Annotated in this window: 24 protein-coding genes and 1 riboswitch; of the genes, 16 read left to right on the top strand and 8 right to left on the bottom strand. The window is 44.3% G+C overall.

From position 1 onward, the window contains the following. Positions 1-39 precede the first annotated feature (39 nt). A complete protein-coding gene (locus V6C11_RS15085) occupies positions 40-1422 on the top strand; it encodes a sodium-dependent transporter (RefSeq protein WP_333532023.1) in 1383 nt (460 codons plus the stop codon). 16 nt (positions 1423-1438) lie between these two features. Here V6C11_RS15085 and V6C11_RS15080 read toward each other — a convergent pair whose 3' ends face one another. Then, positions 1439-2146 (bottom strand): zinc dependent phospholipase C family protein, encoded by a 708-nt coding sequence (locus V6C11_RS15080; protein WP_333532022.1) that lies wholly within the window; start codon positions 2144-2146, stop codon positions 1439-1441. Positions 2147-2330: 184 nt separating this feature from the next. Then, a riboswitch (cyclic di-AMP (ydaO/yuaA leader) is annotated at positions 2331-2458 on the top strand. A gap of 5 nt (positions 2459-2463) precedes the next feature. Here V6C11_RS15080 and V6C11_RS15075 point away from each other — a divergent pair. After that, the gene (locus V6C11_RS15075) at positions 2464-3114 is read left to right on the top strand and encodes a C40 family peptidase (protein ID WP_333532021.1); all 651 of its coding nucleotides are present in this window, start codon (positions 2464-2466) and stop codon (positions 3112-3114) included. Positions 3115-3371: 257 nt separating this feature from the next. Here V6C11_RS15075 and V6C11_RS15070 read toward each other — a convergent pair whose 3' ends face one another. Further along, on the bottom strand, positions 3372-4757 hold the full coding sequence (locus V6C11_RS15070; protein WP_333532020.1) for an S-layer homology domain-containing protein: 1386 nt from the start codon (positions 4755-4757) through the stop codon (positions 3372-3374). Between the two features lie 323 nt (positions 4758-5080). Between V6C11_RS15070 and V6C11_RS15065 the strand changes: the two genes are divergently transcribed. Together V6C11_RS15065 and V6C11_RS15060 are read left to right on the top strand one after the other, a co-directional pair. Beyond that, the gene (locus tag V6C11_RS15065) at positions 5081-5596 is read left to right on the top strand and encodes a GerMN domain-containing protein (RefSeq protein ID WP_333532019.1); all 516 of its coding nucleotides are present in this window, start codon (positions 5081-5083) and stop codon (positions 5594-5596) included. A gap of 336 nt (positions 5597-5932) precedes the next feature. Next, complete coding sequence (locus V6C11_RS15060; RefSeq protein ID WP_333532018.1) at positions 5933-6340, top strand: metal-dependent transcriptional regulator; 408 nt, start codon at positions 5933-5935, stop codon at positions 6338-6340. A gap of 12 nt (positions 6341-6352) precedes the next feature. On the opposite strand, the gene V6C11_RS15055 is transcribed toward V6C11_RS15060, so the two are convergent. The 4 genes from V6C11_RS15055 to lgt form a co-directional block, all read right to left on the bottom strand. Beyond that, complete coding sequence (locus V6C11_RS15055) at positions 6353-7744, bottom strand: nucleoside recognition domain-containing protein (RefSeq protein ID WP_333532017.1); 1392 nt, start codon at positions 7742-7744, stop codon at positions 6353-6355. Continuing rightward, complete coding sequence (locus tag V6C11_RS15050) at positions 7713-8525, bottom strand: FeoB small GTPase domain-containing protein (RefSeq protein ID WP_333532016.1); 813 nt, start codon at positions 8523-8525, stop codon at positions 7713-7715. Before V6C11_RS15050 ends, V6C11_RS15055 begins: the two co-directional genes overlap by 32 nt. A gap of 4 nt (positions 8526-8529) precedes the next feature. Beyond that, complete coding sequence (locus V6C11_RS15045) at positions 8530-8799, bottom strand: FeoA family protein (RefSeq protein ID WP_333532015.1); 270 nt, start codon at positions 8797-8799, stop codon at positions 8530-8532. Positions 8800-9052: 253 nt separating this feature from the next. After that, positions 9053-9820, bottom strand: coding sequence for a prolipoprotein diacylglyceryl transferase (lgt, locus tag V6C11_RS15040; protein WP_333532014.1), 768 nt, complete (start codon positions 9818-9820; stop codon positions 9053-9055). A 390-nt stretch (positions 9821-10210) separates the two neighbouring features. On the opposite strand from lgt, the gene V6C11_RS15035 reads away from it, so the two are divergent. The 6 genes from V6C11_RS15035 (at position 10211) to V6C11_RS15010 (ending at position 18277) form a co-directional block, all read left to right on the top strand. Further along, positions 10211-10594, top strand: coding sequence for a sirohydrochlorin chelatase (locus V6C11_RS15035; protein WP_333532013.1), 384 nt, complete (start codon positions 10211-10213; stop codon positions 10592-10594). Positions 10595-10885: 291 nt separating this feature from the next. Beyond that, positions 10886-11791, top strand: coding sequence for a GHMP family kinase ATP-binding protein (locus V6C11_RS15030; RefSeq protein ID WP_333532012.1), 906 nt, complete (start codon positions 10886-10888; stop codon positions 11789-11791). A 241-nt stretch (positions 11792-12032) separates the two neighbouring features. Further along, positions 12033-13259 (top strand): GGDEF domain-containing protein, encoded by a 1227-nt coding sequence (locus tag V6C11_RS15025; RefSeq protein WP_333532011.1) that lies wholly within the window; start codon positions 12033-12035, stop codon positions 13257-13259. A 147-nt stretch (positions 13260-13406) separates the two neighbouring features. Beyond that, positions 13407-15845, top strand: coding sequence for a DEAD/DEAH box helicase (locus V6C11_RS15020; protein ID WP_333532010.1), 2439 nt, complete (start codon positions 13407-13409; stop codon positions 15843-15845). Next, positions 15805-17361, top strand: a complete 1557-nt coding sequence (locus tag V6C11_RS15015; protein ID WP_333532056.1) for a helicase-related protein — start codon at positions 15805-15807, stop codon at positions 17359-17361. The genes V6C11_RS15020 and V6C11_RS15015 overlap by 41 nt, the downstream gene beginning before the upstream one ends. 235 nt (positions 17362-17596) lie before the next feature. Then, positions 17597-18277, top strand: coding sequence for a CAP domain-containing protein (locus V6C11_RS15010; RefSeq protein ID WP_333532009.1), 681 nt, complete (start codon positions 17597-17599; stop codon positions 18275-18277). Between the two features lie 119 nt (positions 18278-18396). On the opposite strand, the gene V6C11_RS15005 is transcribed toward V6C11_RS15010, so the two are convergent. After that, a complete protein-coding gene (locus V6C11_RS15005; RefSeq protein WP_333532008.1) occupies positions 18397-18738 on the bottom strand; it encodes a hypothetical protein in 342 nt (113 codons plus the stop codon). A 179-nt stretch (positions 18739-18917) separates the two neighbouring features. On the opposite strand from V6C11_RS15005, the gene V6C11_RS15000 reads away from it, so the two are divergent. The 3 genes from V6C11_RS15000 (at position 18918) to V6C11_RS14990 (ending at position 20740) form a co-directional block, all read left to right on the top strand. Beyond that, the gene (locus V6C11_RS15000) at positions 18918-19307 is read left to right on the top strand and encodes a hypothetical protein (protein ID WP_333532007.1); all 390 of its coding nucleotides are present in this window, start codon (positions 18918-18920) and stop codon (positions 19305-19307) included. Between the two features lie 28 nt (positions 19308-19335). After that, entirely contained in the window at positions 19336-19539 is a 204-nt protein-coding gene (locus tag V6C11_RS14995) for a hypothetical protein (protein WP_333532006.1), read from the top strand. A gap of 250 nt (positions 19540-19789) precedes the next feature. After that, complete coding sequence (locus V6C11_RS14990) at positions 19790-20740, top strand: quinate 5-dehydrogenase (protein ID WP_333532005.1); 951 nt, start codon at positions 19790-19792, stop codon at positions 20738-20740. 148 nt (positions 20741-20888) lie between these two features. On the opposite strand, the gene V6C11_RS14985 is transcribed toward V6C11_RS14990, so the two are convergent. After that, a complete protein-coding gene (locus V6C11_RS14985) occupies positions 20889-21836 on the bottom strand; it encodes a L,D-transpeptidase family protein (RefSeq protein WP_333532004.1) in 948 nt (315 codons plus the stop codon). A gap of 243 nt (positions 21837-22079) precedes the next feature. Here V6C11_RS14985 and V6C11_RS14980 point away from each other — a divergent pair, with 243 nt between their 5' ends. From V6C11_RS14980 to glmL, 3 genes are all read left to right on the top strand, one after another. Next, entirely contained in the window at positions 22080-23909 is a 1830-nt protein-coding gene (locus V6C11_RS14980) for an N-acetylmuramoyl-L-alanine amidase (RefSeq protein WP_333532003.1), read from the top strand. Positions 23910-24313: 404 nt separating this feature from the next. Further along, complete coding sequence (gene glmS, locus V6C11_RS14975) at positions 24314-24742, top strand: methylaspartate mutase subunit S (RefSeq protein WP_333532002.1); 429 nt, start codon at positions 24314-24316, stop codon at positions 24740-24742. Between the two features lie 12 nt (positions 24743-24754). Then, a complete protein-coding gene (gene glmL, locus V6C11_RS14970) occupies positions 24755-26146 on the top strand; it encodes a methylaspartate mutase accessory protein GlmL (RefSeq protein ID WP_333532001.1) in 1392 nt (463 codons plus the stop codon). The last annotated feature ends 55 nt before the right edge of the window (positions 26147-26201 follow it).

Raw genomic sequence — 26201 nt, 5'->3', positions numbered from 1 at the left:
GGTAGTTGACAAAATTGCTTTTCAGGAAGGACGGAATATATGCAAAAGTCTGACGTAAGTATGACACAAATTTCTGGCAGGGAAGGCTTTGGCAGTACATTAGGTGTGATTGCTGCAACCTTAGGCTCTGCGGTGGGCCTGGGGAACATTTGGAAATTTCCTTATATCACCGGTGAAAACGGTGGTGCCGCATTTATTCTTATTTACCTCGGTTGTGTTTGTTTTATTGGTTTACCCGTTATGATTTCGGAATTTATTATTGGCCGCAGGGCCAACACCGCCTGTGTGGGAGCTTTTAAAAAACTAGCCCCGGCGACACCTTGGTTCTTTACGGGATTATCCGGAGTGATCTGTGCTTTCTTTATTATGTTTTATTACACTTCGGTGGCTGGGTGGGTTTTTGCCTATATTTTTAAAGCCTTGACCGGAAAAATTGTAACCAGTGATCCGAAAATAGCCGAACAGGTTTTTTCCAGTTTAGTTACCAGTGTATGGTCCCCCTTAATCTGGCAATGGATTGTGCTCTTTGTGACGGGGGCTATTATTTTAGCCGGCGTTAAAAACGGCATCGAGCGAATGGCTAAGACCTTGCTACCCATACTTTTTCTTTTGTTAGTTATCTGTGTCATACGGGCCCTAACACTTCCCGGTGCCGCAGCAGGTGTGTCTTTTTTGTTTAGCCCGGATTTTTCTAAAATTACCGGCGCCACCATTCTGGCAGCCATGGGCTTAGCTTTCTTTAAACTTTCTGTTGGTATAGGTGTTATGACCACCTATGGCAGCTATATCGGCAGAGAGGAAAATCTGATTGGCACTGGGGTTAAGGTTGTTATCGCGGATACGATGGTTTCTGTATTGGCTGGTTTGGCCATCTTCCCAGCGGTGTTTGCCTTTGGTTTTAACCCAGATATGGGTCCGTCCTTACTTTTTATAACGATACCGATGGTTTTTAACGCCATGCCCTTCGGGCAAGTATTTTTAACCATCTTCTTTATTTTAGCTGCTATCGCTGCCATGGGCGCGATGATTTCCCTTTTTAACTCTCCTGTGGCTTATCTCACAGAGGACAGAGGCTGGTCCAGAACCAAAGCAACCATATTTACAGGGCTGGTTATGGCTGCCGTAGGCAGCACGGCGACCCTGTCCAACAGTTTGTTGGCTGATGTTCAGCTATTTAACCTGAATCTATTTAATTTTTACAGTTATTTAACAGATAATCTAATGATGCCCTTAACCGGTTTGTTTTTTGCCATATTTGCGGGATGGAAGCTTAGTCGTTGGGAGATTTTTGATGAAGTTTCGAATGGCGGTAGTTTAAATAATAGATCAAGGATAAGTTTTTACTTTGCTGCTATCCGCTTCGTGGCACCCATAGCGATCATCATTATTATTCTAAATGGGTTAGGCTTTATTAAATTATAGAATTGTTAGAAAAACTTCACCTTCCCAGGGTGGGGTTTTTTATGCGCTGGAAAAAGAAACTAAGAAAACCCGCGGTGACTCTTTGGGTTCGTTGCAGCAGGATGCCAGCTACCCTTTCAACCGAGGCAAGGCCTTTTTGCTGGATTAGTTCAGGCAGGTAATGGGATGAGATCCGGGCATTTTCCTTTACCCAACCGCAGGCGTGGGGTGCAACATGGTAAATACCTTCTAATCTTACGACAAAATCATGATAGTTGTCTCTGGACCAATCCTCAAAAAATTTATGACCGCTTAGTACCAGACCGCAGGCGTGATGGGGTACACACAAGTCCTGTAAAATGTGGCAGGCGGCACCCAAATAAAAAATAGATTTTTCCCGGTGTCCTGATTGCCAATATTTGATGGAACGCTCAAAATAATAGCTGCATTCCGTTGGTGCATCAGGGCCGTGCCAGAGGCCAGTGGCTTTAGCATGGTTATAATAATGACTAATGTTTTTAAAGCCCTGGTCACTCCAGTGGGACCCTCGGTTCAGTGCTTCCAAATAGGACTGAAGGATGCGACCTTCACCTTGAAGGCCATCTTTTTTTAATATCTCAAGGGCCTGTTGATTGCAAAAGTCATGGGTATTACGCGGTCGGTCAGTTTTTATAATAACCTGAAAGGGCAAGGTTAAGGATAACATAACCTTGGCACAGTTCCAGGTGGCGTGGGTTAATGTCATAGACTGTCACCTAATAAATGAAATAGACGTTCCAAAACATTATTCCCTCCAAATAGGAAAAATATGAAATAGGTGGTTAAGTCGGAAAGAAAGGAGGGACCAAAGGCCAAAATTGGCTTAGTCTGACAAAAAAGTTTATTTTTTTGGAAGGAAATTGGTACCTTTTGGCGAATTTGTTAATAAAATAAGAAGAACGCCGAATTTCATTGAAAACGGGGGAACCATTTTTATGGGGTTAACTACCATTGGTAGCGGGCAAACTTTCTGTCCGAACCCGTCAGCTAACTCCGTAGGTGTAGAAAGTGGGGAAAACATCATTGTCGTTGCTTAAAAAGATGGCAGTGCTGGCTAGCTCTGTGTGTATGGCCATAGTGGTGTGGGTTGGTTTTGCCGATGCAGCTCAGGTGACTGTACAAAGTGGTGATACATTGTGGTCCATTGCCAATCGTTGCGGAACCTCGGTGGAGAACGTTAAACAACTGAATAACCTCGAAAGTGATAGTTTGCAAATTGGCCAGGTGCTAGATGTGCCTGATCAATCAGCCAACCAGGCCGTTAGACCCCGTACCGAAGATCCCGAAACTTCCAGGGGTGTAGTAGACCGTGCCGTAGCCGTTTTAGATTATGCTAAGCAATATGTTGGTGTTAAATACCGTTCCGGTGGAGAAAGTCCTGCGGGTTTTGATTGTTCAGGCTATGTACGTTATGTTTTTAAAAACTTTGGTTTTGATTTGGTTCATACCGCCGCCGGTCAATATCATGCAGGTGTTGCCATTAAAAAAGCCGAGTTGCGACCAGGGGATCTAGTATTCTTTAATACCGGTGGTGCTGGTATTAACCATTCTGGTATTTATATGGGGAACAGTCAATTTATTCACTCCTCTTCCTCCCGTGGTATACGTATTGATTCTCTTTCTGATAGCTACTGGTCTCCTAAATATCGTGGGGCCAATCGAATTTTAAAGTAATAAGTTAAAGCCCTGGAGTAAGCTCCGGGGCTTTTATATTTAGCCATTAGCATAGTAGCCGTTAGCAGTTAGCTGCCTTGAAAAATGGCTTAGTCATTCGACGGTGCCAGGCACTTGCCCGCTGTTAGGTTATCTTAGTTTGAAGGGTTTTGCTGCGGCCAAGAGCCAGGCACCTGGTTGTAAAATACTTTGGGAAGGGTCTTTAGCTCATGGCCCATAGACAGTAGAAGACACCCAGCAGGGTGCCTTCTTTTAGCTTAGTAGGTAAATTCTATGGCGTCCGATTCCTCAATCTCGAAACCTTCCACGATATCTTCTGCAAACCATACGGTATAATCTTCATCATCTTCCAAACGGTCATCATCGTCTAGGGTAAGTGTTAACTTACTACCGCTAATGCTGGCAGCATCAATATCAAGTTCCTTATTCCCGGCCATTACATGGATGCCGGAACCATTGGCAGAGAAGTCGTCACCTTTTTGGATGGTCTGGTTAAATTCAATAACGATGGTGGTAGCATTGGTTGCTTTTACCTTATTAACAGCCAGTTCGGCAGCCTCGGTGGTAAAGCACCATTCTCCCTTTTTAAGGCCGGTGAAGACATGATCCTTAGTATCAGTTTCTACAAGAATACCATCGTTAATCGTAATGCAATACTTGGTGTTACTGTCCAGTTTTTTGTTGTTAGCCAATTTAATCTGCAGTTTGTCATTGTTTTTGGTGAAGACAACGGCGTACTCAATATTAGCAGCGACCCATTTCCCGCCACTGTACTTATACATGTTCACTGCATCAACTAAATCCTCTAAATCATTACCCTTTGTATAGCCCATCGCTTCTTCAAACCGAACGGTAAATTCCTTGGTGTCAACATCAATCTTAGCATTGTGGCTAGGGGTTAGTTTTTGAATGTAGTCTTCTGTTTGTTTTTCTTTATCGGTGTTATCCTCTAAATCAGCGACGTCAATGAAACGGCTGATCATCACCGCAAATTCACCCCTGGAAATGGGCTTAAAGGGATTTAAATAGCCATCCGGCGTACCTTTCATAATACCTTTATTATACATGGAGGCAACATATATTAATTCATCCTTCTTTAGTTGGTTAGCATCCTTAGCAAAGGAAAGCATCTCCTTTAAAGAGATATTTTCATCTCCGGCGGCACGACTTAACCACATGGCTACCTCAATACGAGTGGCTGGCTTATTGCCAAGCCATTTGGTTAGTTCCCAATCAGCAAGAATTCCTGCATCATAGGCTTGCAGTGGAGCCACACCCATCCAACTGGGGAAAATATTTTGAATCAATTCGGCTTTGTCGCTGTCGGTCCCTTGATGGTCTACCACTCTCATAATAATGGCAATGGCTTCGTTTTTTGATACGGATTGTTGGGGTTTAAAACTTTTATCCTCATAACCTTTCATTATACCCGTTAACTGTAGTTTTTCAATTTCATACTTGGCCCAATGGTTTTTAATATCTTTAAAGTTGCTAGTATAGGTATATTGCACCATTTTCTTTTGTAAGCCTGGTGCCACCTTCTTATCTTTTTTATCGTTGTCAGCCCAGGCAGCCCCTGCTAATAATGTTGAACACATACAAACTGTAAGGATAGTAGCTGTAATTTTAGCAATTTTTTTCAAAATCATTCTCCTTTCAAAGATCTTTAACAGTACACCTACTATTGGGGCGCCTCCAATAACGGGTGTTATCTTTGTTTTGTATTACGTGGTAAAAAATTAATATCAAGGGGTACCCAGTTTGGATTATTCGCAGGTCATTGATTCTAACTTTGCCATTGCCCTTAGAGGGCTAACAGCTAATGGCGAACAGCACTTTAAGCGTGACAAATATACCTCCCCGCCGTCATAGTTTGTAAGAGTAGGATCTATTTTTTCTGGTAATTTTGTTGCCTATATGTTAAACTTTGACTGATTTGCAAATCTATCTGTTAGGAGGCAAGCATATGAAAAGAATTGCGTTTTTTTTAATGATTATCCTTTCCTTAATCTTTGCTGGTTGTGTTGATAATACAAAGGAACAGCAACCTCAAAAACAAACCGGGACCCAATCCCAAGACCCGGCAAAGGGAAAGGTAAAGATTACGTTGTATTTTGCTAATGAAAATGCCGATGCCTTAGTACCAGTGGAACGGGAAATTGATAAGCCCAATGACATGGTGATTGCTCTGGTTAATGAGCTTAATAAGCCAGAAAAATATGCAGCAGTTTTACCCCAGGGAACAGAGTTAATCGACTATAAAGCCGAAGGTGATACCCTGATTCTTAACTTTAACCAGGCCTTTGTCAATTTACAGGGGTCCACCGGGGAGCTTATTACTGTAAATTCACTGGTTAATACACTAACGGAGCTACCCCAATACAAAAGTGTGAAGCTTTTGGTTGAGCAAAAGCCCCTGGAAACTGGGCATGCCATTTATGACCAACCGTTACCAAGAAATGAAAGTGTGATCCAGAAATAAGGCCGTCCCATTGGAAATTTTTGAATTTGCAGCCCCATCAAAAAGGAGTGCGGCTAAACTACTTGCAAGTAGTTTAGCCGCACTCCTTTTTTGCATTGAAGAGCTAGTTATTTGTATTGGATTGTTCATACTCGAAGTGTAGTTTAATATCCTGTGTAAATTTACGACGACTCAGCTCTTTTAAGATATGATTTAAAAAGAATACCCCTAAGGATATAACCACACCAAAGAAATAGTTTTCCATGACCATCCCACCTTTGAAATTGATAACATAGAAACAAAAGGAAAGGAATAATTCTTTTTTGCTTCTATATTGTAAATAGAGGGGGTGTTTTTATGTTGTCTCCCAGTTTAGAAGATTACTTGGAAGAGATTTACCGTCTTAGTCAAAGTGGTCAATCCATACGGGTTACAGATATTGCTGCCTGCCTTACAGTCAGTTTGCCATCTGTCACCAGAGCCTTACAGAAACTAAATGAAAGCCAATACATTCATTATCGTCCCTATAAGGATATTGTCTTAACGAATAAAGGCAAGGAATTAGGACACTTTTTAGTAGAGAGAAATAGGATTATACGGGAGTTTTTACGTTTAATTGGTTCCCAGTGTGATGTGGCAGCTGAGGCGGAGGCAATGGAACACTATCTTTCTCTACCAACTGTAACGGCAATCATAAACTTTGTTAAATTCACGGAACAACATCCATCTTGGTTAGATGATTTTAGAAAATATAGCAAAGGGTAGTAATCCAACCGATTAAACCAGTCCCAAGAGTCTGGCAGATTGGGCAACGATAAAACATACTGCGCAGGCAATCGAGAGTGGAAGGATAGCCGCCAAGATGGTCCATTTAATGCTAGCTGATTCACGCCAGATGGTCCAAAGGGTCGTACTGCAGGGGAAATGCAATAGTGAAAACAACATCATACAAACCGCAGTGAGCCAGGTCCAACCGTGTTCAACCACAAATAATTGTTGCAATGCCTGGATACTGTTCAGTTCAAGCATGGTACCTGATGCCAGGTAACTCATGATTAAAATAGGCAATACAATTTCATTAGCCGGCAGGCCAAGAATGAAGGCTGTTAGGATAAAGCCGTCTAAACCGATAAGCTGACCAAAGGAATTAAAAAAGTTAGCAATATGGATCAGAATACTATGGTTACCCAGATCGATATTGGCCAACAGCCAAATAACAGCACCGGCCGGTGCCGCCATGCAAATGGCACGGCCCAGTACAAAAATTGTTCGATCAAAAATGGAACGGACAATAATTTTTGCCACCTGTGGTTTACGGTAGGGTGGAAGTTCCAAGGTAAAGGAAGAAGGTATTCCTTTTAATAGTGTTTTAGACAATAGCCAAGAAACAAACAAGGTCATGAGAATACCCAGCATTACCACCCCAACCACAATGAAGGTGGCACCAAAGGTAGTGCCTAGCCCCAAGACCAATAAACTGGCCAGGGCGATCAGGGTAGGAAAGCGTCCGTTACATGGCACAAAATTGTTCGTTAACATGGCAATCAATCGTTCGCGGGGAGATTCAATGATCCTGCAAGCAACAATACCAGCGGCGTTACAGCCGAAGCCCATACTCATGGTTAGGGCTTGCTTGCCGTGGGTACCAGCCTTTTTAAAAAAACGGTCAAGGTTAAAGGCTACCCTGGGTAGATAGCCCATATCTTCAAGCAGGGTAAAGCAGGGAAAGAAGATGGCCATTGGTGGCAGCATGACAGAGACAACCCAGGCCAAACTCCGGTAGACACCCTCAACAAAAAGGCCGTTAACCCATTCTGGTGCTTTCAGATAATGGCAAAAATCTGTTAACCGATCCTGAACCCAAAAAAGTCCTGTGGCCAATAACTCCGAGGGGTAATTTGCTCCGGTTATCGTAAGCCAGAAAATTGCACTTAATAATAGGAGCATGGAGGGGAAGCCCCAGACCCTAGAGGTTAAAATATCATCCAAAGTTCTATCCCAATCAATTCGGGGTTTTTCCTGTTGCCTGACAACGAGGTTGGTAATTTCCTCGGCTGCGTTATAAATACCAGCCACAATGGTATCATTAATGTTAATAGCCCCCTGGGGATTCAAATGCCTGGTCTGAGATAAAATATCATCTAATTTGCTGGAGCAATGCTGGTTCATGCCCAGGCTCACCCCCTGTTTTTGATCGGAAACCTTCCTCCTGGGGGAACATTTTCTTTAGCGCTTTAATGATTGCAGTGTCATTATCCAATAGTCGTAAGGCCAGCCAGCGGCTATTAAATTTTTCTCCAACTAACAGCCTAACTTGTGGTTCTATTTGTGCGATGGCCTTTTCCAGTGGTTCAGGGTACCGAACGATATAGGGATTGATTTTAATTGTTCCTTTGACCACATCTGTGATCGTGTTTGTTAATTGTTCCAAGCCCTCACCATCCCGGGCGGCAGTTGCCGCCACTGGCACACCTAAAATGTTGGCTAAGCCTTTGATGTCGACACTAATTTTCTTCTTTTTTGCTTCATCCATTAAATTTACACAGACCACGACCTTGGGGGTAATTTCAAGTACCTGTAACACCAGGTTTAAGTTTCTTTCGACACAGGTGGCGTCAATCACAACCACAGTGGCATCTGGTTTGTTGAAGCAGAGGTAGTCTCTGGCCACCTGTTCTTCTGCGGAGTTTGCAAGTAAGGAATAAGTACCGGGAAGGTCAATTAAATTATAGATCAAACCCTGGTTCATAAACTTACCCTCAGCCCTTATGACCGTTTTACCGGGCCAGTTACCTGTGTGTTGGTTTAGGCCGGTTAAAGCATTAAAAACAGTGCTTTTTCCGGTATTGGGGTTACCAGCCAGCGCAATTACATAATCAACTTTTGCCCGCCCCCGATGAAAGATTTCTCTTTTTGCCCTGGAACCACAGGACTGATTTGTCAAACCCATGTATTTAGTCCTCCTTGTAATTCACCATTATTTGAATGCTTTCTTCCTTTCTAAAGGCAATAACCGCACCTCTTATTTTATAAGCCTTAGGGTCTCCCGCAGGGCTTACCCGAAGGGTTTCGATCCTTGTGCCTGGCACCAGTCCCAGATCCAGCATTCTCCTTTTAGTGATACCCTCCGCCTCAATAGAATTTACGATTGCCCCTTTACCAACAGGCAATTGGTAAAGAGGAATAATTTGGCTTGTGCTAAGCGCTCCCTGAATTTCTTTCATCTAGACATCAACCTCCTAACTTAAATTACCCATAAACTTAGCCTTGGCTAACAATAGGATAAACAATTTAAGGCCGAAGAATTTACATTCTTGGATAACTCCCAATGTTGCCAGGGAACGGGACCCTACAAGCCCAAGGTCTACGGCTATTTTTTATGATAGTTAGTTAAAGCTAACTGTTATCGGTTACCTCATCTTATGTAGGAATGATTCACTAGGTCACCAGAAAGATTATAAAAAATAAAAAACCCCATCAGCGAAGGGGTTTTCTTTTATCTTTATTCGATTGTTTACCAAGGTAGATATAACCAATGATTGTCAACATGATAAAGATAAGACTAACCAACTGGGCGGCCCTCAGGGGACCAACCATTAAACTATCGGTCCGCAGGCCTTCAATAAAGAAACGGCCCAGGGAATATAGACCCAGATAGGTCATAAATAGCTGACCATAGGCATCGATCCTTTTCCGCCGCCACATAAGAAAGGCAAAAACTAGCAGGTTCCAAAGGGATTCATATAAAAAGGTAGGATGCCGGTAAGCTCCGTCAATGTACATGGCCCAGGGCAGGTTCGTGGGGTAGCCATAGGCCTCTTGGTTAAAATAGTTTCCCCAGCGTCCAATTGCCTGGCCCAAGGGGAAGCTGGGGGCAACTAGATCGCTTATTTGCCAAAAACGCAAGCCTCGTATTCGGGTAAAAAGGTATCCCGTAATAATTGCAGTGATCAACCCGCCGTGAATAGCCAAACCACCATGCCAAATTTTAAGTATTTCACTTAGATGCTGTCCATAGTAGCTCCACTCTAAAATCACGTAATACAGCCGGGCACCCAACCAGGAGAGGGGAGCACAGATTAAGACCATATCAATAATATCATCTTCTTTTACCCCTACCCGGCGAGCTTCACGGATGGCTAACCAAGTACCAAGCAGTACCGCTGCCATCATTAAAATGCCATACCAACGAATGGTAATGGGTCCCCAAGCAAAAAAGAAGGGGTCTACTTCGAAATGGGTCAAACTTTGTCATCCTTTCGAAAAAATCAAACTGACCTTATTATAACCTTGATCTGGCTTTTTGAAAAATTTTTCTCCATTAAAATATCCTAAAAACCACAAAGATTTGATTTTTCTTGTATTCTCGGTACTCTTATACTATAATTTTTCTGTTAGTCATTAAAGTATTAGCCATTCGTCATGGGCCGTGGGTCTTAGGGACTTAAACCATCAGCGATGTCATCCTGAGCGATAGCGAAGGATCTTTCCTATCCTTGGAAGGTTAGCCCCAAGATCCTTCGCTATCACTCAGGATGACGCTGGGTTTTCATTCTTTGATGGATCGTTAACGGCAAGGAAGTCTTTAGCCAATAGCTAACAGCAAAGGGCTAAAGGCTAAACGGAGGGACAAGCGTGCAAAAAGGTGTAATTATATTGGGACATGGCAGTAGATATCAAGAGGCAAATCGGGAAGTTTTTCAGATTACGGAGCAGGTTAAGACCGTAGAAACAGATGCTAAGGTAGAGACCGGTTTTCTCCAGTTTGCTGAACCAACCCTGCCCCAAATCGTGGAGGAAATGAATCAGCAGGGAGTTAAAGTGATCATTGTCGTCCCCTTGTTACTAACATGGGGAAGCCATATTCAACAAGACTTACCAATACTATTACAAGCACAAAAAAGGCTTTATCCCCATATTACCTTTCAGTTGGCACCGCACCTAGGGGTGGATCGAAGAATTGCAGAAATTATTTTGGATCGGGTTAACCAGGGCAAAGAAATAGGGATGGAAAATTAAGACGGATGGTAGGTCGGATGACCTATTTTTACATACTTTTGTTGATTTTTCGGAACTATAGGTACCCAAGCATCGTCAAAAAGATCGGGCATATTAGCCATTAGCGATTTAAAGACCAAATATTTTAGCTAAAAGGCTAAAAACTAAAAGCGATTGCATGTGATCATATATGTGATAATGTTAACATATGTCAACTTTATTACTTAGCTACACAGGTTAGACTACCCTGTAATGATGGGTAGGTGGCATGACAGGTGAGACCTACGGAGCTTTAGGGGAGATGATTTAGGCGTGGGTGATGTTATATATCCCGATGGGTCAAGAAGCAAGAATACTGTGATTTTACGTGGTTTTGCCGCAGCCCCGGGAACCTGTGGTGAGCTGGTACAAGGCACGATTAAAGGAGAATCTTACCTTATTACGTGTCCCATAGATTTCTGGAGTGAAGTTATAGTTGAGCTTAGCGAAAATGGTGACTATCATGGGTCACTGGACAAATCCTGTCGTGCACTGAAGATGACCTTAGAATACTTAGGAAAAAAGCATTCTTTGGTATCGATCAAAAGGAGTTCTATGCTGCCGGAGAGCAAAGGCATGGGCAGTAGTACTGCAGATATAGCCGCTGCTTGCTTGGCCACAGCCAGAGCCTTTGGACAGGAATTGGCACCAGAGATCATAGCCAAAATTGCCACAGCCATTGAACCAAGTGACGGTCAGATGTATCCTGGGATTACCCTCTGTAATCACTTTACCGGAGAAGCAAGAAAATATTTAGGTCAGGCCCCCCCACTTAAACTGGTCATTGCAGACCCTGGTGGCACAGTGGATACGATTCTCTTTAATAACCGTAAAGACCTGGCCAGTAAAAACTTTCAAAAGGAACCAATGGTAAGACAGGCGGTCGAACTGGTTACCCGAGGTCTGTTAACCGAGGATTGGGAAATGATGGGTCGGGGAGCTAGCATCAGTGCCCAAGCGAATCAGGTGGTAATGCCCAAACCTTATCTGGCCCAGTGGCGCAAATGGGCTTCAGAAATGAATGCCCTTGGTGTATTGGTGGCTCACAACGGGACAGTGATGGGTATGATTATGCGTCCAGACGGGGTGGTGGTGGAGGAAGCAGCCCAATATATTAAGGGAAAAAAACCAGACTGGAATGTTTGGCATACCTCAATGATTAGTGGTGGTTTAAAATAACGAAGGCTGAATGCTGATTTCAGGCACCTGGTTTTCATTAGAATTTGTCATCAAATGTTTATTTTCTAAGTGATGCTGTCAGGGGCTGATAAGCTAAAAGGAATTTACAAACTCCGGTTAACCGGAGTTTGTTTTTTATTTTAAAATAACGGAACTTATAGCGAAGGAAAGAGGAATTATCCAAGCAATGTTTAAATATTATCCACTATAAAACTTATTATGCTTTGGAGAAGGTGGTTAATTGAAGGCTACTTCACCCCAAAAAATATTTTTGGTCTCCTTTTTGTCTATGACCATTGCTATGGCCACATTAGCCTATGCCACCTATCAGGCCTGCTATAATATCTTGGTTAAGGATTTAGGCCTCAGGGCTCAATTTACAGCCCAGGTGGCAGCTAATCTTGTGGAAGTTGACCAGGAGCTAGTCCAAGAAATGCTGGGTCTGGATATCCTAAGTTCCCGCAACCATATTGAAGCCCTTGAATTTAAACGAAAAGTGGAGCCCCTTTTAAGATATAATGATATCAAGTATATATATGTTGAAACCAGGCTTACGGGTAATCAAATAAAATACTTCGTCAATCCCGACGAGGAAAAGATATTTAATGAGCCGCCTGGTACACCGATGGAGTATTTTTATGTTTTGACTAGCAGAGACGAGCGTGCCTACAGCAATCGGGATCGCTATGACGTTGGCAACGCTATTAGAGAAAAGGCCCATAATGGAAGGATTCCGACCTATGGTTTACCTGCCAGTGGCAAATGGGGCAGTGTGATCACCGGTTATCAACCGATATATGATTCGAAACATCGGTTTGTCGGCTTATTGGGAGTTGATATTGCCGGGGACTATTTTGACCAGTCAATTTGGTATGTAAAAAATATTATCATGGTCAGTTTTGGTATTATTGTGATGTTGGGCGGGGTGATTCTCTACCAAGCCTCCAAAACATTGAGTAAACCCATGTATATGGATCAATTAACCAAGTTGTTTAACCGAGAATATTTAAAAACACGGCTGGAAAGTGAGATTAGTCGGAGCCGTCGGAGCGGTAGACCCCTTAGTCTACTCATGTTGGATATAGATTATTTTAAAAGCGTTAATGATCGGTATGGCCACCAAAATGGTGATATTGTCCTAAAAAAAATATCGGAGGTTATTTTAATATCCATTAGGGAGGAAGATATTGCCTGCCGCTATGGTGGTGAAGAAATAGCGGTCATATTACCTGATATTGGACTGAGTGAAGCAACGATTGTGGCAGAAAGATTATGCAAAACCATTGAAACCACCTGTTTCTTTGTGGATCATCAGGAGGAACCCTTGCATACAACCACAAGTATCGGTGTAGCCCAGTGGTCAGAGCATGATACCATGGATAGTTTGATAAAGAAGGCCGATGATGCCCTATATCGGGCCAAGAAAAACGGGCGCAATCAATATCAGTGCTGTGGTGAACTAAAATAAAAAACTCCGGAATAACTTATCCCGGAGTTTTTTATTTTATTAGTAGTGGGTATCATAGGCATAAGAACATTGGCTAAAGAAATAAGTTGTGATAAAGTTTATGTGCAGAAAAAAATGGTAAACAATGATACCGGGGAGTGTTCTAAAGTGGTTGTAAAAGATAAGGAACAATTTAAAACCTCGATCCTGCAAGAACTGCCTGAGGATAAACCGATGCCCCTGTTGGATTTAGTTTTAAAGTTAAGATTAAAGCCCCAGGTTCTCCTTGCTGCGCTGCAGTCCTTGGTGGCAAACCATCACTTAAAAGTTGCCAGACTCAAAGTCAGTGGTGAAGAAGTAGAATCCGTGTGGTTAGCAAGAAATGAAGTGCCAGCCCAGGAATTGTCCGCCGCAGGGGAGGGAGATTGGAGCTACAGTCCTCAATTGGTGGCTGTTCGCCAGCGAAAATTAGCGGCCCTTTTAGGCGACGATACCAGGGGAAGAATATTACGTCTTTTAAGAGACGGAAAACCAAGAAACCTGACGCAAATCAAGCTAGAAATCGGAGATGAAGAACTACCCTCACTCCGCAATATGGACCAGGTTGTGGAACTGACCGATGGTACATTTACCCTCAGGGATACAACCCAGGGACAGGCTGAGTTGGAAAGGCGATACCGGGAACTAAAACTGCTTAAGGAAAAACACACTTTTCAAGAAAAAAAGCTCAAGGAAATCTTTGCTGAGGGCAATGCCTTGACCCGGGAAGAACTGGTAGAGGCCCTGGGCGGTGAGCTGCTGCCAAAGGTAAAGTTTCCCGTTATAAGATTGTTAAGCGGGCTTTATGCAGCCGCAGACAGCCCCGCAGCCTGGGCCGATACCGCTAATTATGTCACGAGAACGGGGCCTCTGACCCTGGATGATTTCGCTAGGAAGTTTCGCATTCATGGTACCCTGGCAGCTTCTCTACGTGCTGGCCGGGAAATTTCCCCTTTCCTTATATTGCCTAACAACCAGATAACCACAGTGGCAACACCCGAGGGAGAGGCTGAACTGGCCCGTCGGGAGATGGGGAAGGGTTTAAAAGAAAAACTACAGGGGATTTATGTACAGCAACCCTTCTTTACTCTAGGGCAGGTTTTAGAGCATCCTGAGCAAAGAGAAATCGTTACGAATATGATCCAAGCCGACGGGGCCTACCGGATTCATATCAATGGCGTGGGGCTGTGGACCTCTCCCTATCCCCATGAGCCTAAAACGATTGTGCAGGAATTAAAAAAATTAACGGGTATCCATTTGGAAAGCAACGAAGGGCAAGCTATCTTACCCCTGACTTGGCTTGCAGCCCGATCCATGACAGTGCCGGAAGCCGCGGACCGTTTAAGGCTGGGGGAAGAAGATATTTTAAACCTTTGTGAATTGGAGGAACTGGGTTCCTTCCGTCTGGGCAATAGTACCCGTCTTTGGCGGGATGAAGTTAAAGCAATAAAGTACCGTCCAGATTTACATAAAGTTGTTAAAAGGGCCACCAAATTAACCACCCTGGAGGCAGCCGATCTGCTGGATACCACACCGGAGCGGATTCGCAGGCTGGTACGGGAGGGCTACATTAATCCCGTGGGAGAGATTGAAGCAGAAAATGGCCGCATGGGTATTCTTGTTCGCCGGGGAGATATTCAAGCCATCAAAGAAAATTTTGCTGGCATTGAACATGAATGGTCCCTGGCTGCTAAACAACAAAGGCGGGAAGCTGCTCCGTCCACGACCCTTCGTAAAGAGAAACCACCGGCAGGTAAAAAAAGGCCCCGCAGGGCGGTAAATGCACCACCTCCGCTGGGACCGGTTTCACTGGACCCTTTCCAGGAGCAAGCGGTTCAGGCAGCCCTGGCTGGGCGTAATGTCCTGGTGGCTGCTCCCACCGGGACAGGTAAGACCGTGATTGCCGAGCGGCTCATTGAAGCAGTGATGGCCAGGGGAAAGTCAGCCGTTTATACATCACCTTTAAAGGCCTTAAGCAACCAAAAATTTGTTGATTTTCGTAATGTTTTTGGTCAGGATCAGGTGGGCTTAGTGACCGGGGATATAGCCATCAATGCCTATGCACCACTTTTAATCATGACTACAGAAATCTTTCGCAATCGTTGTTTTTCCGAACCGGAGGGTTTGTCCCATGTGGCCTGTGTGGTCTTTGATGAAATTCATTATTTAGACGACCCAGACAGGGGAACAGCTTGGGAGGAAAGTATCATCTTTGCTCCGCCCCATGTGAAGTTTCTAGGCCTATCGGCGACGGTACCAAATCTACATGAGATTTCAGATTGGATGAGTGAAGTACGGGATGAACCAGTGGAAGTGGTGGTGGAAACCAACCGAGCTGTACCACTGGCCATAAATTGGCTTAATTCAGAGGGGATTATCCTTGATGAAGATGAAGCCAGGGAATATATTGAGGAAGCGGTTCGCAAGCGGACCCAAGAGCGTAAAGCGGAACGGGCTGCCCGGGAATTGGCCAGGGAGCTAGCCAGGGAAGAAAACAATGACCAAGAAAACGGGAGGTGGAGGAAACGTGGAGCGGGCCGAAGCAGAAAATCCTTCCATCGCCATTGAGGCAGTGCAGGATAACCTGCCAGCGTTATATTTTGTTTTTGGTCGGGCACGTACCGAGGAATTAGCCTCAGAATTGGGGCGGGAATGGGACTTTTTATTCCCCGATGAAAAAAATCAGGTTTTGAAAGCAATTACAGATACGGAAAAGGATCACCCGGAAATATTTCAAAGGGGACACCGGAGAATCCTTCGTAAGCTGCTTCAGCAGGGGATTGGCTATCATCATGCAGGGCTGGCACCCGTTTTAAAAAACCTGGTGGAAAGGCTCTATGAGAATAGACTCCTTTGGGTGCTGTTTTGTACTGAAACCTTTGCTGCCGGTGTCAATTTCCCTGCTGCCACCACACTATTCCATTCCTGTCGCAAGTGGGACGGCAAAGAGTTTAGGACACTAATGAATAGGGAGTTTTTCCAAATGGCGGGCCGTGCCGGCCGCCGGGGTTTTGATCGTGTGGGGCATGTGTACATCCGCATTGACGACAAATTTCCAGACCAGACTGGTTTCTTTGATGAGACGGAGGTTGAATCGGTATATGGCCGCTTAACCATTTCCCCCAATACGGTATTGAGCTTGCTAAAATGGAAGACCGATGAGGAAATTGACCAGTTTTTAACCCAAAACTTTTCTGCTTATCAAGAAAGGCGATCGGAGCGGGAAATTAAAGCTTTGCTAAGTGATATTGACCATCAAGTGGGGCAAGCCAAGGGGTATTTTTGTGAATTCCGTGAGGATGCCACCTGTCCGTTACAACGCCGTAAAATGCTTCGGGAACAGAAAAGGTTAAGCTCGTCAAAATATAAAAATCGTCCCGGCTCCCAGGAAAGGCTCTATGAAATTAAACAAATCATGGGCAATCAAAAGGCCCAGCGTTGTCTGCATGAAATCTGCATGGATGCCAGAGACCAATTGGAAGCCTTAGGTTATCAGCGGGCTGGCTTAGTGGGTCAGATGAATGCCATTAAACAACAATCGAAGAAATATATCAACGAATATCATTCAGTTAAAAGCATTTTGGAAAGTTTAGGCTATATCAAGGAACGGGAGTTCTACCCCCGGGGCAATTTTGCCCTGGAAATGCATGTACAGGAGATTTTAGTAACGGAATTGGCCTTTTCCGGCTTGCTGGAAGACTTGCCCCTGGAGGTAGTGGCAGGGATATTGGCAGGGATCGATTATATCCCTGGTCGTCGTGAATTTGTACCAGCCCCGCCCTACGATCCAATGCCTGTTCAGGAAATTGTAGATGAACTGCTAGATGCTGGCGTACCACCCCAGTTTGCAGTTTGGTCCAGCACACCAGGCTTTGTTGCCCATGCCTGGTATACCGGGCAGGGTCTGGATTTCTTACTAGAAAATACCAGCTTACAGGAAGGTGATATTGTTTCCATCATTCGCCGCCTCATTGATTTACTTCGTCAAATTGATGATGCCAGTCATAGTAATCCATCCCTGCGGGAGCGAATCAAGGAAATGCGCCGGGCCATCGACAGAGACGAGGTGGCAGTAGTTTTCTAAAATCCCCTTCAAAATCCCCCTCTTCAGAGGGGGATTTTTTTAAATAACAAAACCAAATTACACCACCTGTCAGCTATTTGACGTATAGGACAGGATATTAATTTTAATTACTGGTTATTTTGTCATCCCAAGGCATGACCAAGATTATCATAGCTTGTCATAAAATATCCCTAAACGTTACTATTAAAATACCGCTTTGAAAAGTGGCAATATAAAAAAGTGAAAGGGGATATTCATGAAAAAGGCAATAAAATTGTTTTCTAGCTTAATGGTAGGTGCGTTTGCTTTTGTTCTTGCAGTTTCCGCTCCTGGCACCGGTTCCGCTGAAGCCTATGTGAGTTATAACAATACCACTAGCAGTAGCCCAAATTATAAAGTCTATAATACAACCAACTATCAATCTTATAATTACAACAATACCAAGCCTGCTACGAACACCCAAACAACTTACAACAAACCAACTTATAACCAACCGACCTATAATCAGCCTTCTGCCAACAACACAGGATCCGGCAATCAATCATCTGGTGTTGTGGTTTCCTCTGATGAGCAAGCCATGTTAAGCCTGATCAACAAAGAGCGTGCGGCTGCTGGCTTAAAGCCACTGTCCATGGATGCTGCGTTGACCAAAATTGCTCGGACCAAAGCTAAAGATATGGTTGATAACAACTATTTTTCCCATACCTCACCCACTTACGGTTCTCCCTTTGATATGATGAAAAAGAATGGTGTGGTTTATCACTATGCCGGGGAAAATTTAGCTGGGGCATCGAATGTAAATACCGCCCACGCTAATTTAATGAATTCCCCCAGCCACAAGGCCAATATCTTAAAACCCGAATATACCAAGGTGGGAATTGGTGTAGTAAGCGGCAGCAAGTATGGCAAGATCTATGTTCAAGAATTTAACGGTTAAAAATTTTTAGCCATCCGTTTTTTGGGGGTCAGAGAAGGTTCGCTAATTAAATAAGTAAAGAGGCCACCGGCAGGCATATGGGTGGCCTCTTTACTTAATTTAATTGCCCAAAGGGGTTCCTACATAAGATTTTGCTCTTTATTCGTAATCTTTAAAAGATAGGCTGCTGCCACCATTTTTGCATTTATCACATCCGGGCTTTGCTTGGGGAGGATTTCCATTTGATCCTGTAGGGTACAACCTTCTCTGGAGCAGTGAAATAACTCTTCACTAATCACCTGCATGCTCTCCTGTTTTTCTGCATAGCTGATAGCGGAGGACAAGACATCTTTCAGCACATTGGACTGGGTTTCTTTGCTTAGATCCTCTGACACTCCTACCTTTAAACCTCGGCAAATGTCAATAAGGGCAACTAAAATATATTGTTCTGGTGTAGGAAACGGTGTGTTGGTGTCACTCATTTTATCCACTCCCAAATATTTTTCTTCAGTTTACCATATTTCTTCTTTAGATGGATAGCTTGGCCTTAATATACTTTTCCTTTGCTGCCGCAGGAGGGGAATATTTACAGTAAATTATATACTTATTTGCTGACTCTAAGGGAAAAATAAAAAGAAACAAATAAAGGGGGTTTTTAAAAATGACACTGCCCCAGGGTATGCGTTCGATCCTTGCCTATTTTCCTTCCAGTACCAAAGCAGAAACAGCTATCCAGGAATTAAAACAAATGGGTATTGATGAGGTATCCTTAGACCGAATTTCCCGCTACGGAGTTAGTACTGATGCAGCAATCAATAACGGGTTAAATGCAGAAACACTAACTGGTTTAACCATTTTTTCTGCGAATACCAGTAATCTGGAGAACAACGATTCTAGAGTATTAATGGGGGCGGATCCCTCAAATTCTGGGATGGCCGCTGATAATTACGGTGTTGCCGGCGGTAAGTCCTTTTTAGTAACCGTGGTGACAACCGACGAGCTGGGTGACCGGGCGTTCCAAGTACTAAAAGAACACGGCGGCTCACTTTAAATCCTTTTCGGCAAGGGAGGTGTTGTGCATGGAAAGGCAAGTTAAAGACCTGGTTGAGGCAATGGCACCCAGAGGGGGTTCAGCCAACCGTTCCTTTACAGATGCCCAAATAGAAACCTTTCAGTCTGGCTATGTTGATAACTATGATGAAGCATTAGAAGTGCTAGAGAAAAAGGATTTTACCCTTTTGAGGAGTAATAACAAGGATAAGTATAAGTGGAAGCAGGGATAACCATTATCCGTCAGCCATCAGCCATCAGCCGTTAGCTGGTCGCTGCTGGCTGTTAGCATTTGGCCTTGGGCCATGAACCATGGGACTTGGGTTTGTAGGGGCAGACCTCTGGTCGCCCGTTCCCTCGTTACTCAACGATTGTTCATCCCCTGCTGGTGGTTTCACCATATAATCGTTAAGGTTAGTGTAAAAATCACCTTGGATTGGTTACAATAAGAGGTAAGAAATGTTTATTTCTGGGGGGACGATGTTGAAGAAGGTAGTTAGCGTTAGTCTGGGATCATCGAAGCGAAATCATCTAGCTCAGGTGGAACTATTAGGTGAACAATTTGAAATCAGCCGGGTAGGTACCGACGGCGATATGTATAAAGCTAAATCCATTCTGCGGGAGTTGGATGGCAAGGTAGATGCAATAGGCCTGGGAGGTATTGATGTTTACCTATATGCCGGCAAGACCCGCTATGTTTTACAGGACGGGTTACGTTTGCTGGAAACAGTAAAAAAAACACCCGTTGTGGATGGCAGTGGCTTAAAAAATACCCTTGAACGCCAAGCCGTTATTTTTATAAAAGAGCAGGGCTTGATCAAACAAAATACACGGGTATTAATGGTTAGCGCAATGGATCGTTTTGGCATGGCCGAGGCATTTTCCCAAAGTGGCTGTCAACTAACCATTGGTGACTTAATATTTGCCCTGGGTATTCCTATACCTATTTATAATTTAGATAAATTACATAGCATGGCGGAAAAATTAATGCCCATCATTTCCCGGCTGCCCTTTAAGCTTTTTTACCCCACTGGCCAACGACAGGAAAAACAACATAACAGTACCAAATACTCTAAATACTATGATAAGGCCCAAATAATAGCAGGGGATTATCATTTTATTTATAAATACTTGCCTGAGCGGCTAAAGGGACAAGTTATTTTGACGAATACAACTACACAGCAAGATGTGGAAGAATTGATGGAACGAGGAGCCGGAGCACTGGTAACCACTACGCCAAGTATTCAAGGACGTACCTTTGGTACCAACGTCATGGAAGCGGTTTTCCTGGCACTTTTAAACAAAACCTGGGAAGAAGTCACAGTGGATGATTATACTCGGCTGCTAAAGGAACTAGACTGGCAACCCACGGTTACTTGGTTGAAAAAGGAGTCAAAAACAAGCCATCTGCCATCCGCTTCGATAAGGCCTTGAGCCATGCTTCTTGAGAGATCATCCGACCAGATCACGGTGAATAGCTAAGAGCTAAAGGAATATCCCCTAGCTCAAAAGCGGAAGGCCGATGACTAAAAGGCCCAAGGCTCATGGCCCAGGGCCATTATAAAAGAAACCAGGGGTATTTTTATAATCCCAGGGATCGATACATATTGCTGTCTACACAATTATCCATTGGGAGGTTGTGGGCTTTACGATACTTTTTAATGGCAGCTTCTAAACCATAGCCAAAGATACCATCAACCTGCATTTCGTAATAACCCAGCCTTTTTAAGGTGCGTTGGACCTCAAATACATCCGAACCTCTGGCACCACGCACCAATCGCCCATGTCCCTGCCCTGGAACACCAAAGGGGCTGCCAATCACATAGACAGGCGTACCCTGGGGAATCCAGGGATAAAGCTGTTCCACACTGGAATTGTGCATGCGAATGCAGCCGTGGCTGGCATAGCTGCCAATGGAAAATGGTTTATTGGTACCATGAATGCCAAAACTTCCCCAGGGAACATTTAGGCCCAACCAACGGGTACCAAAGCCAGTTCCCCAATGGGTAGATTTATGGACCACCTGCCAACTACCAACTGGTGAGGGAGTCTTGGGTTTGCCACAGGCGATATTAAACTGCTTATGGGGTTTGCCGTCAGAGAGCACGGTCAATTTGCGGGTAGTGGTATCTACAATAATTGCAATTTTACCACTGGGTGGCGGAGTTTCTTCCGCTTTGGTCACCGGTTGTTCCAGGGATAGAGCCAAACCATGCCAAGTAGCCCAATTTACTATGCCATCAGCTTTTAAATCGTTGCTTTGTTGGAATTTTCGCAGGGCACTTTGGGTTTGGGCGTCATAAATGCCATTCGTTGGCCCTTGGTAATAGTTTAAGGATTGAAGCTCTTGCTGGAGAGTTTTTACATCTTCTCCTTGCATCGGAGGGTTGGCTGGCATCAGTATTCGGTCAATATCTTCATTAACAGGGCAAAAATTTGGGTTTGTTGCATTTTCAGTGGCAGAACACATACCGGGATGAATAAATACGAGTGCAATAAATAATCCAATGGAAAAAATAAATTTAATCATAGCACCCTCCATGACAAATGTTTCGATAAACTAAATCTTTACCTAATTTCCGATCCTTATACCATCTTTCATGGTTTAAGTAAGGCACAGTTTTAGCTAATCCTACCTAAAATTACCGGAAGAGTTTGTTACAAAAACAAGAGGTTTTTCGTCAAATAGATAGAAATTATTATGCTATATAATTTTCCATAAATAGAAAAGGCTATAAAGTTAGTCTGTAATTTTCCTAGAAGGAAGGTAGATATGACTATTCATTTAAAATCATGCCGTTTTTATCGTTATGCCATTCTGGTGGGGCTGGGTTTAAGCCTACTCTTCAATCCCTTTGGGGCAGTGCAAGCGGCTGATGCAGCCCAGATGGCTATCGTCAATGGGGACAAAATCAATTTAAGGAGCGGCCCGGGAGCGAACACTGCTTTGGTAGGACAGTCGGATAAAGGAGCCCAATTACCCATATTAGCCAAAAATGGGGATTGGTATAAGGTACAGTTTAATGGCAAGGAGGCCTGGGTTGCAGGTTGGTTAGTCAATGTAAAAACAACCCCCACTACCAGTACACCTGGTAATAACACGGCAACGCCTCAGACAAATACAAAGGTTGCAGTAGTGAATGGGGATTCCCTAAATGTTCGGAACGGCCCCAGTACGACAAACAATGTAGTAGGCAATGTAAAAAAAGGGGAAAAATTAACGATCCTGGAGCAGAAAGGTGACTGGTACAAGGTACAGGGAACCAATATTACCGGTTGGGTAGCCAGTTGGTTAGTCACGGTTCAGAATAAACCGGATACTCCTCCCCCTGTGACAACACCCCCGGCCACGAGCAAGCCCACCACGGATAACCAAGTAGCAGTCATTAATACGGACAATTTAAACTTGCGTAGTGGGCCAGGAACCGATCACGGGGTGGCTGGACAGGTCAGCAGAGGTATTCGGTTGCCTATAATTAGCCGTTCTGGTCAGTGGGTACAGGTAAAACAAACCGATGGCTCCACGGCCTGGGTAGCAGGTTGGTTGGTGTCTGTGGTTGATCAGCCGGAACCTCCCCAGCCTAAACCAACTAGTTCAGGTGGTTATGCCTGGTTACCAAGCTTCCTCCCGGATGACCCGGATGACAATGAGAAAACCAATGAAAATACCCCGCCAGAGGACAAGCAGCACATACCAGGGGCAAAATTACTCGATGTTCAAGTGGTTGAAGAAGGAGACCACACCTATATCAATATTGTTAGTGATAAAGATATTAATCATAATACCTTTACACTATCAAATCCCTTTCGTTTTGTAGTAAATCTAAATGATGTTTCCTTAAATGATAAGCCATCAACCATCTCGGCCGAAACAGGGCTGGTGAGCCAAATCCGAACGGGTTATAATGAAGATCCCTATTACTCACGTTTGGTGATTGACTTAAAGGAGCAGGCCAGAGTGAAGGTCAGCCTAGCCAATGATAAAAAGTCCCTGACTCTGGATATCAGTAAAATTTCTTACAGTGATGGTATGGCAGGTAAAACTGTCTTCCTGGATGCTGGTCATGGTGGCAAAGACAACGGTGCCTCCGGTCAAAACGGTTTAAGGGAAAAAGATGTAAACCTTGATATTACCCTGAAGGTGGCGGACCTCTTAAAAAGGCAAGGAGCCAATGTTATTTTTAGCCGTGCCGATGATCAATTTATTGATCTGTATGAGAGGACCCGTATGGCCAATGAACAGAGTGCCGATATTTTTGTCAGTATCCACAGCAATGCCAACACGAACCGTAGCATTGCTGGAACCTCTACCTATTACTACGCTCCTTCCACCATACCAAATCTCTATCAACAAAAGGACGATCGTTATCGATTGGCCCAGGATGTTCAAAGGGAACTGGTGGCGACCCTGGGACGTCGTGATATTGGTGTATTGCAGTCCAATTTTGCGGTACTGCGTACCAGCATGATGCCCAGTATCCTGGTTGAAACAGCCTTTGTTTCCAATGCAGAGGAGGAGGCTTTGTTAGGGTCAGAGGAATTTAGAGAAAGGGCAGCAACTGCCATTGTTAATGGAATCAGTGCCTATTTTGATGGCAAATAGAAGCTGAAAGCGGACCCGGTGAATCAAACTCACCGGGTTCCTTTTTTGTTTAGGATGGAACACAGGGGGACGGTTCTTTTGTGTTGTTCTGTAGAACAACACAAAAGAACCGTCCCCCTGTGTTCCTGTTGCTCAGAATGACACCAATTTAAAGTTCATTATTCGATGCAATATAAAAATTAGTAGAAATTAATCGTTAAATAGGGAGGAAGAATTTCTAAAATGGGAGAAACTATTAGAAAAACTTGGCTCCCGCCATACCCTAAAAGGCATAACCTAAGGGTACAGGGCAAGTAGGCGGAAGCCTTAGCTTTTCTTATGCATGTCGGAAAGTTCATGAATTTTCGATGTGCGGAAAATCTGTTTTTTATAAAAGCTACTGTTAATTTAGGAGGTCTGCAGTTTTGGTTGAGGGGAAAAAACAATTAACTTTAGTGCTAGGCGTAATTGGGGCAGACGTTCACGCAGTGGGAAACCGAATACTTGAATATGCTTTCACGGAAGCGGGCTTTAAAGTAGTGAATATTGGTGTCATGGCTTCCCAAGAAGAATTTATCAATGCGGCAGTGGAAACCAATGCGAGTGCAATTCTTGTTTCTTCACTCTATGGTCATGGGGAAATTGATTGTCGGGGACTGAGAGAAAAAACCATTGAAGCAGGAATTGGCAATATCAAGTTGTATGTGGGTGGCAACCTGGTGGTGGGCAAACAGGATTGGCAAGAGGTGGAGAAGAAGTTTCTCGACATGGGCTTTAACAGGGCTTATCCACCGGGCACCATGCCCCAGGAAGCCATTGATGATTTAGCTAAGGATTTTGGTTTAACATGCTAAGGGGGTACAGGTATGGAACTGGCCCTATTAATTGACTTTGGCAGTACCTATACCAAGGTTACAGCGGTTAATGTAGAAACTGCCGAGGTTATGGTTACAGCCAAAGGACTTACCACGGTGGAGACGAATATTCTGGAAGGTCTCAATAAAGCCCTTGGGGAAATAAAACCTCATTTTGGCGGTGAACTGCCCGAATTTCAGCACCGCTTGGCCTGCAGCAGTGCCGCTGGCGGCCTGCGCATGGTGGCCATAGGGCTGGTCAAGGAATTGACGGTGGAAGCTGCAAGGCAGGCAGCATTAGGTGCAGGTGCCAGGATACTGGGGGTCTATGCCCATCAATTAACCATGATGGAGATTGCAGAAATAGATAATCATCGGCCAGATATTATTCTGCTGGCCGGTGGTACCGATGGCGGTAATAAAGAAGTCCTCCTGCACAACGCGAATATGCTGGCCAAATTGAAAAGCGTCGCTACTATCGTTGTTGCCGGCAATAAATCCGCTGCGGATGAGGTGCAGGATAGATTACTGGCGGCAGGTAAAGATGTCAAAATCACAGCCAATGTTTTGCCTGAATTAAATAAGCTTAATGTTGAACCAGCCCGGGAGGCCATTCGGGTTACCTTCTTAGAAAAGATTGTTGAAGCAAAGGGCCTGCGCAGGGCGGAAAGCTATGTTCAGGGCGTGCTCATGCCTACCCCGGCGGCGGTTTTACATGCGGCAAAACTTCTGGCCACTGGTACCGAAGAAGAAGCTGGCCTGGGGGAATTATTGATTGTTGATATTGGAGGTGCCACCACAGATATTCATTCGGTGGCTGATGGTCACCCAAGTCGTTCCGGTGTTACCTATAAGGGCTTACCGGAACCCTTTGCCAAACGAACGGTGGAAGGAGATTTGGGTATGCGTGTCAGTGCCAGTTCCCTACTGGAGTCCGTAGGGACCCGTAGACTAGCCGCTGCAGCAGGTTTGCCTGAGGAAAAAGTCCTGGCCTATATCCAGCATGTACACAACCGTGTGGAGCAATTGCCAGACAATGAAGAACAATGGAAAATTGATACCACCATGGCCAGGTTAGCCACGGATCTAGCCATGTCCAGGCATGTGGGGACGTTGGAACAAGCCTGGACACCGATGGGGGCTATGTATATACAACATGGCAAAGATTTAACAGAGATACCTTTTCTAATTGGTACCGGCGGTGTCATCGTACAACACCCCAACCCCAAGGAAATCTTGGCGGGTGCCCTTTTTAAGCAAGATGAACCGATGGTGCTGCGACCCAAGCAGCCGAAATTAATGTTGGATAAAGAATATATCCTGGCCGCCGTAGGTCTCCTGGCCGAAGTAAAACCCACCGCAGCCCTAAGGCTGGCGAAAAAGTATCTAAAGCTTGTGATATAGGTCTTTGGGGTCGGCTATTAGCTAAAAGAAAAAAATCAAAGGCCAGGCCTTGCTA

The organism is Desulfotomaculum sp. 1211_IL3151 (genome assembly GCF_036763075.1).
Taxonomy (GTDB): domain Bacteria; phylum Bacillota; class Desulfotomaculia; order Desulfotomaculales; family Desulfotomaculaceae; genus Desulfotomaculum.
The sequence above is the reverse complement of the archived record's forward strand: the minus strand, read 5'-3'. Positions and strand labels throughout refer to the sequence as shown.

What these genes read in the sequence shown, in the direction of transcription:
- V6C11_RS15065 (WP_333532019.1), top strand. Translation starts at nt 5,081, where the DNA reads ATGAAAAGAATTGCGTTTTTTTTAATGATTATCCTTTCCTTAATCTTT.
- V6C11_RS15080 (WP_333532022.1), bottom strand. Translation starts at nt 2,146, where the DNA reads ATGACATTAACCCACGCCACCTGGAACTGTGCCAAGGTTATGTTATCC.
- V6C11_RS15000 (WP_333532007.1), top strand. Translation starts at nt 18,918, where the DNA reads ATGACACTGCCCCAGGGTATGCGTTCGATCCTTGCCTATTTTCCTTCC.
- V6C11_RS15050 (WP_333532016.1), bottom strand. Translation starts at nt 8,525, where the DNA reads ATGGGTTTGACAAATCAGTCCTGTGGTTCCAGGGCAAAAAGAGAAATC.
- V6C11_RS15045 (WP_333532015.1), bottom strand. Translation starts at nt 8,799, where the DNA reads ATGAAAGAAATTCAGGGAGCGCTTAGCACAAGCCAAATTATTCCTCTT.
- V6C11_RS15010 (WP_333532009.1), top strand. Translation starts at nt 17,597, where the DNA reads ATGAAAAAGGCAATAAAATTGTTTTCTAGCTTAATGGTAGGTGCGTTT.
- V6C11_RS15055 (WP_333532017.1), bottom strand. Translation starts at nt 7,744, where the DNA reads ATGAACCAGCATTGCTCCAGCAAATTAGATGATATTTTATCTCAGACC.
- V6C11_RS15085 (WP_333532023.1), top strand. Translation starts at nt 40, where the DNA reads ATGCAAAAGTCTGACGTAAGTATGACACAAATTTCTGGCAGGGAAGGC.
- V6C11_RS14995 (WP_333532006.1), top strand. Translation starts at nt 19,336, where the DNA reads ATGGAAAGGCAAGTTAAAGACCTGGTTGAGGCAATGGCACCCAGAGGG.
- V6C11_RS14980 (WP_333532003.1), top strand. Translation starts at nt 22,080, where the DNA reads ATGACTATTCATTTAAAATCATGCCGTTTTTATCGTTATGCCATTCTG.
- V6C11_RS15060 (WP_333532018.1), top strand. Translation starts at nt 5,933, where the DNA reads ATGTTGTCTCCCAGTTTAGAAGATTACTTGGAAGAGATTTACCGTCTT.
- glmL (WP_333532001.1), top strand. Translation starts at nt 24,755, where the DNA reads ATGGAACTGGCCCTATTAATTGACTTTGGCAGTACCTATACCAAGGTT.
- V6C11_RS15005 (WP_333532008.1), bottom strand. Translation starts at nt 18,738, where the DNA reads ATGAGTGACACCAACACACCGTTTCCTACACCAGAACAATATATTTTA.
- V6C11_RS14985 (WP_333532004.1), bottom strand. Translation starts at nt 21,836, where the DNA reads ATGATTAAATTTATTTTTTCCATTGGATTATTTATTGCACTCGTATTT.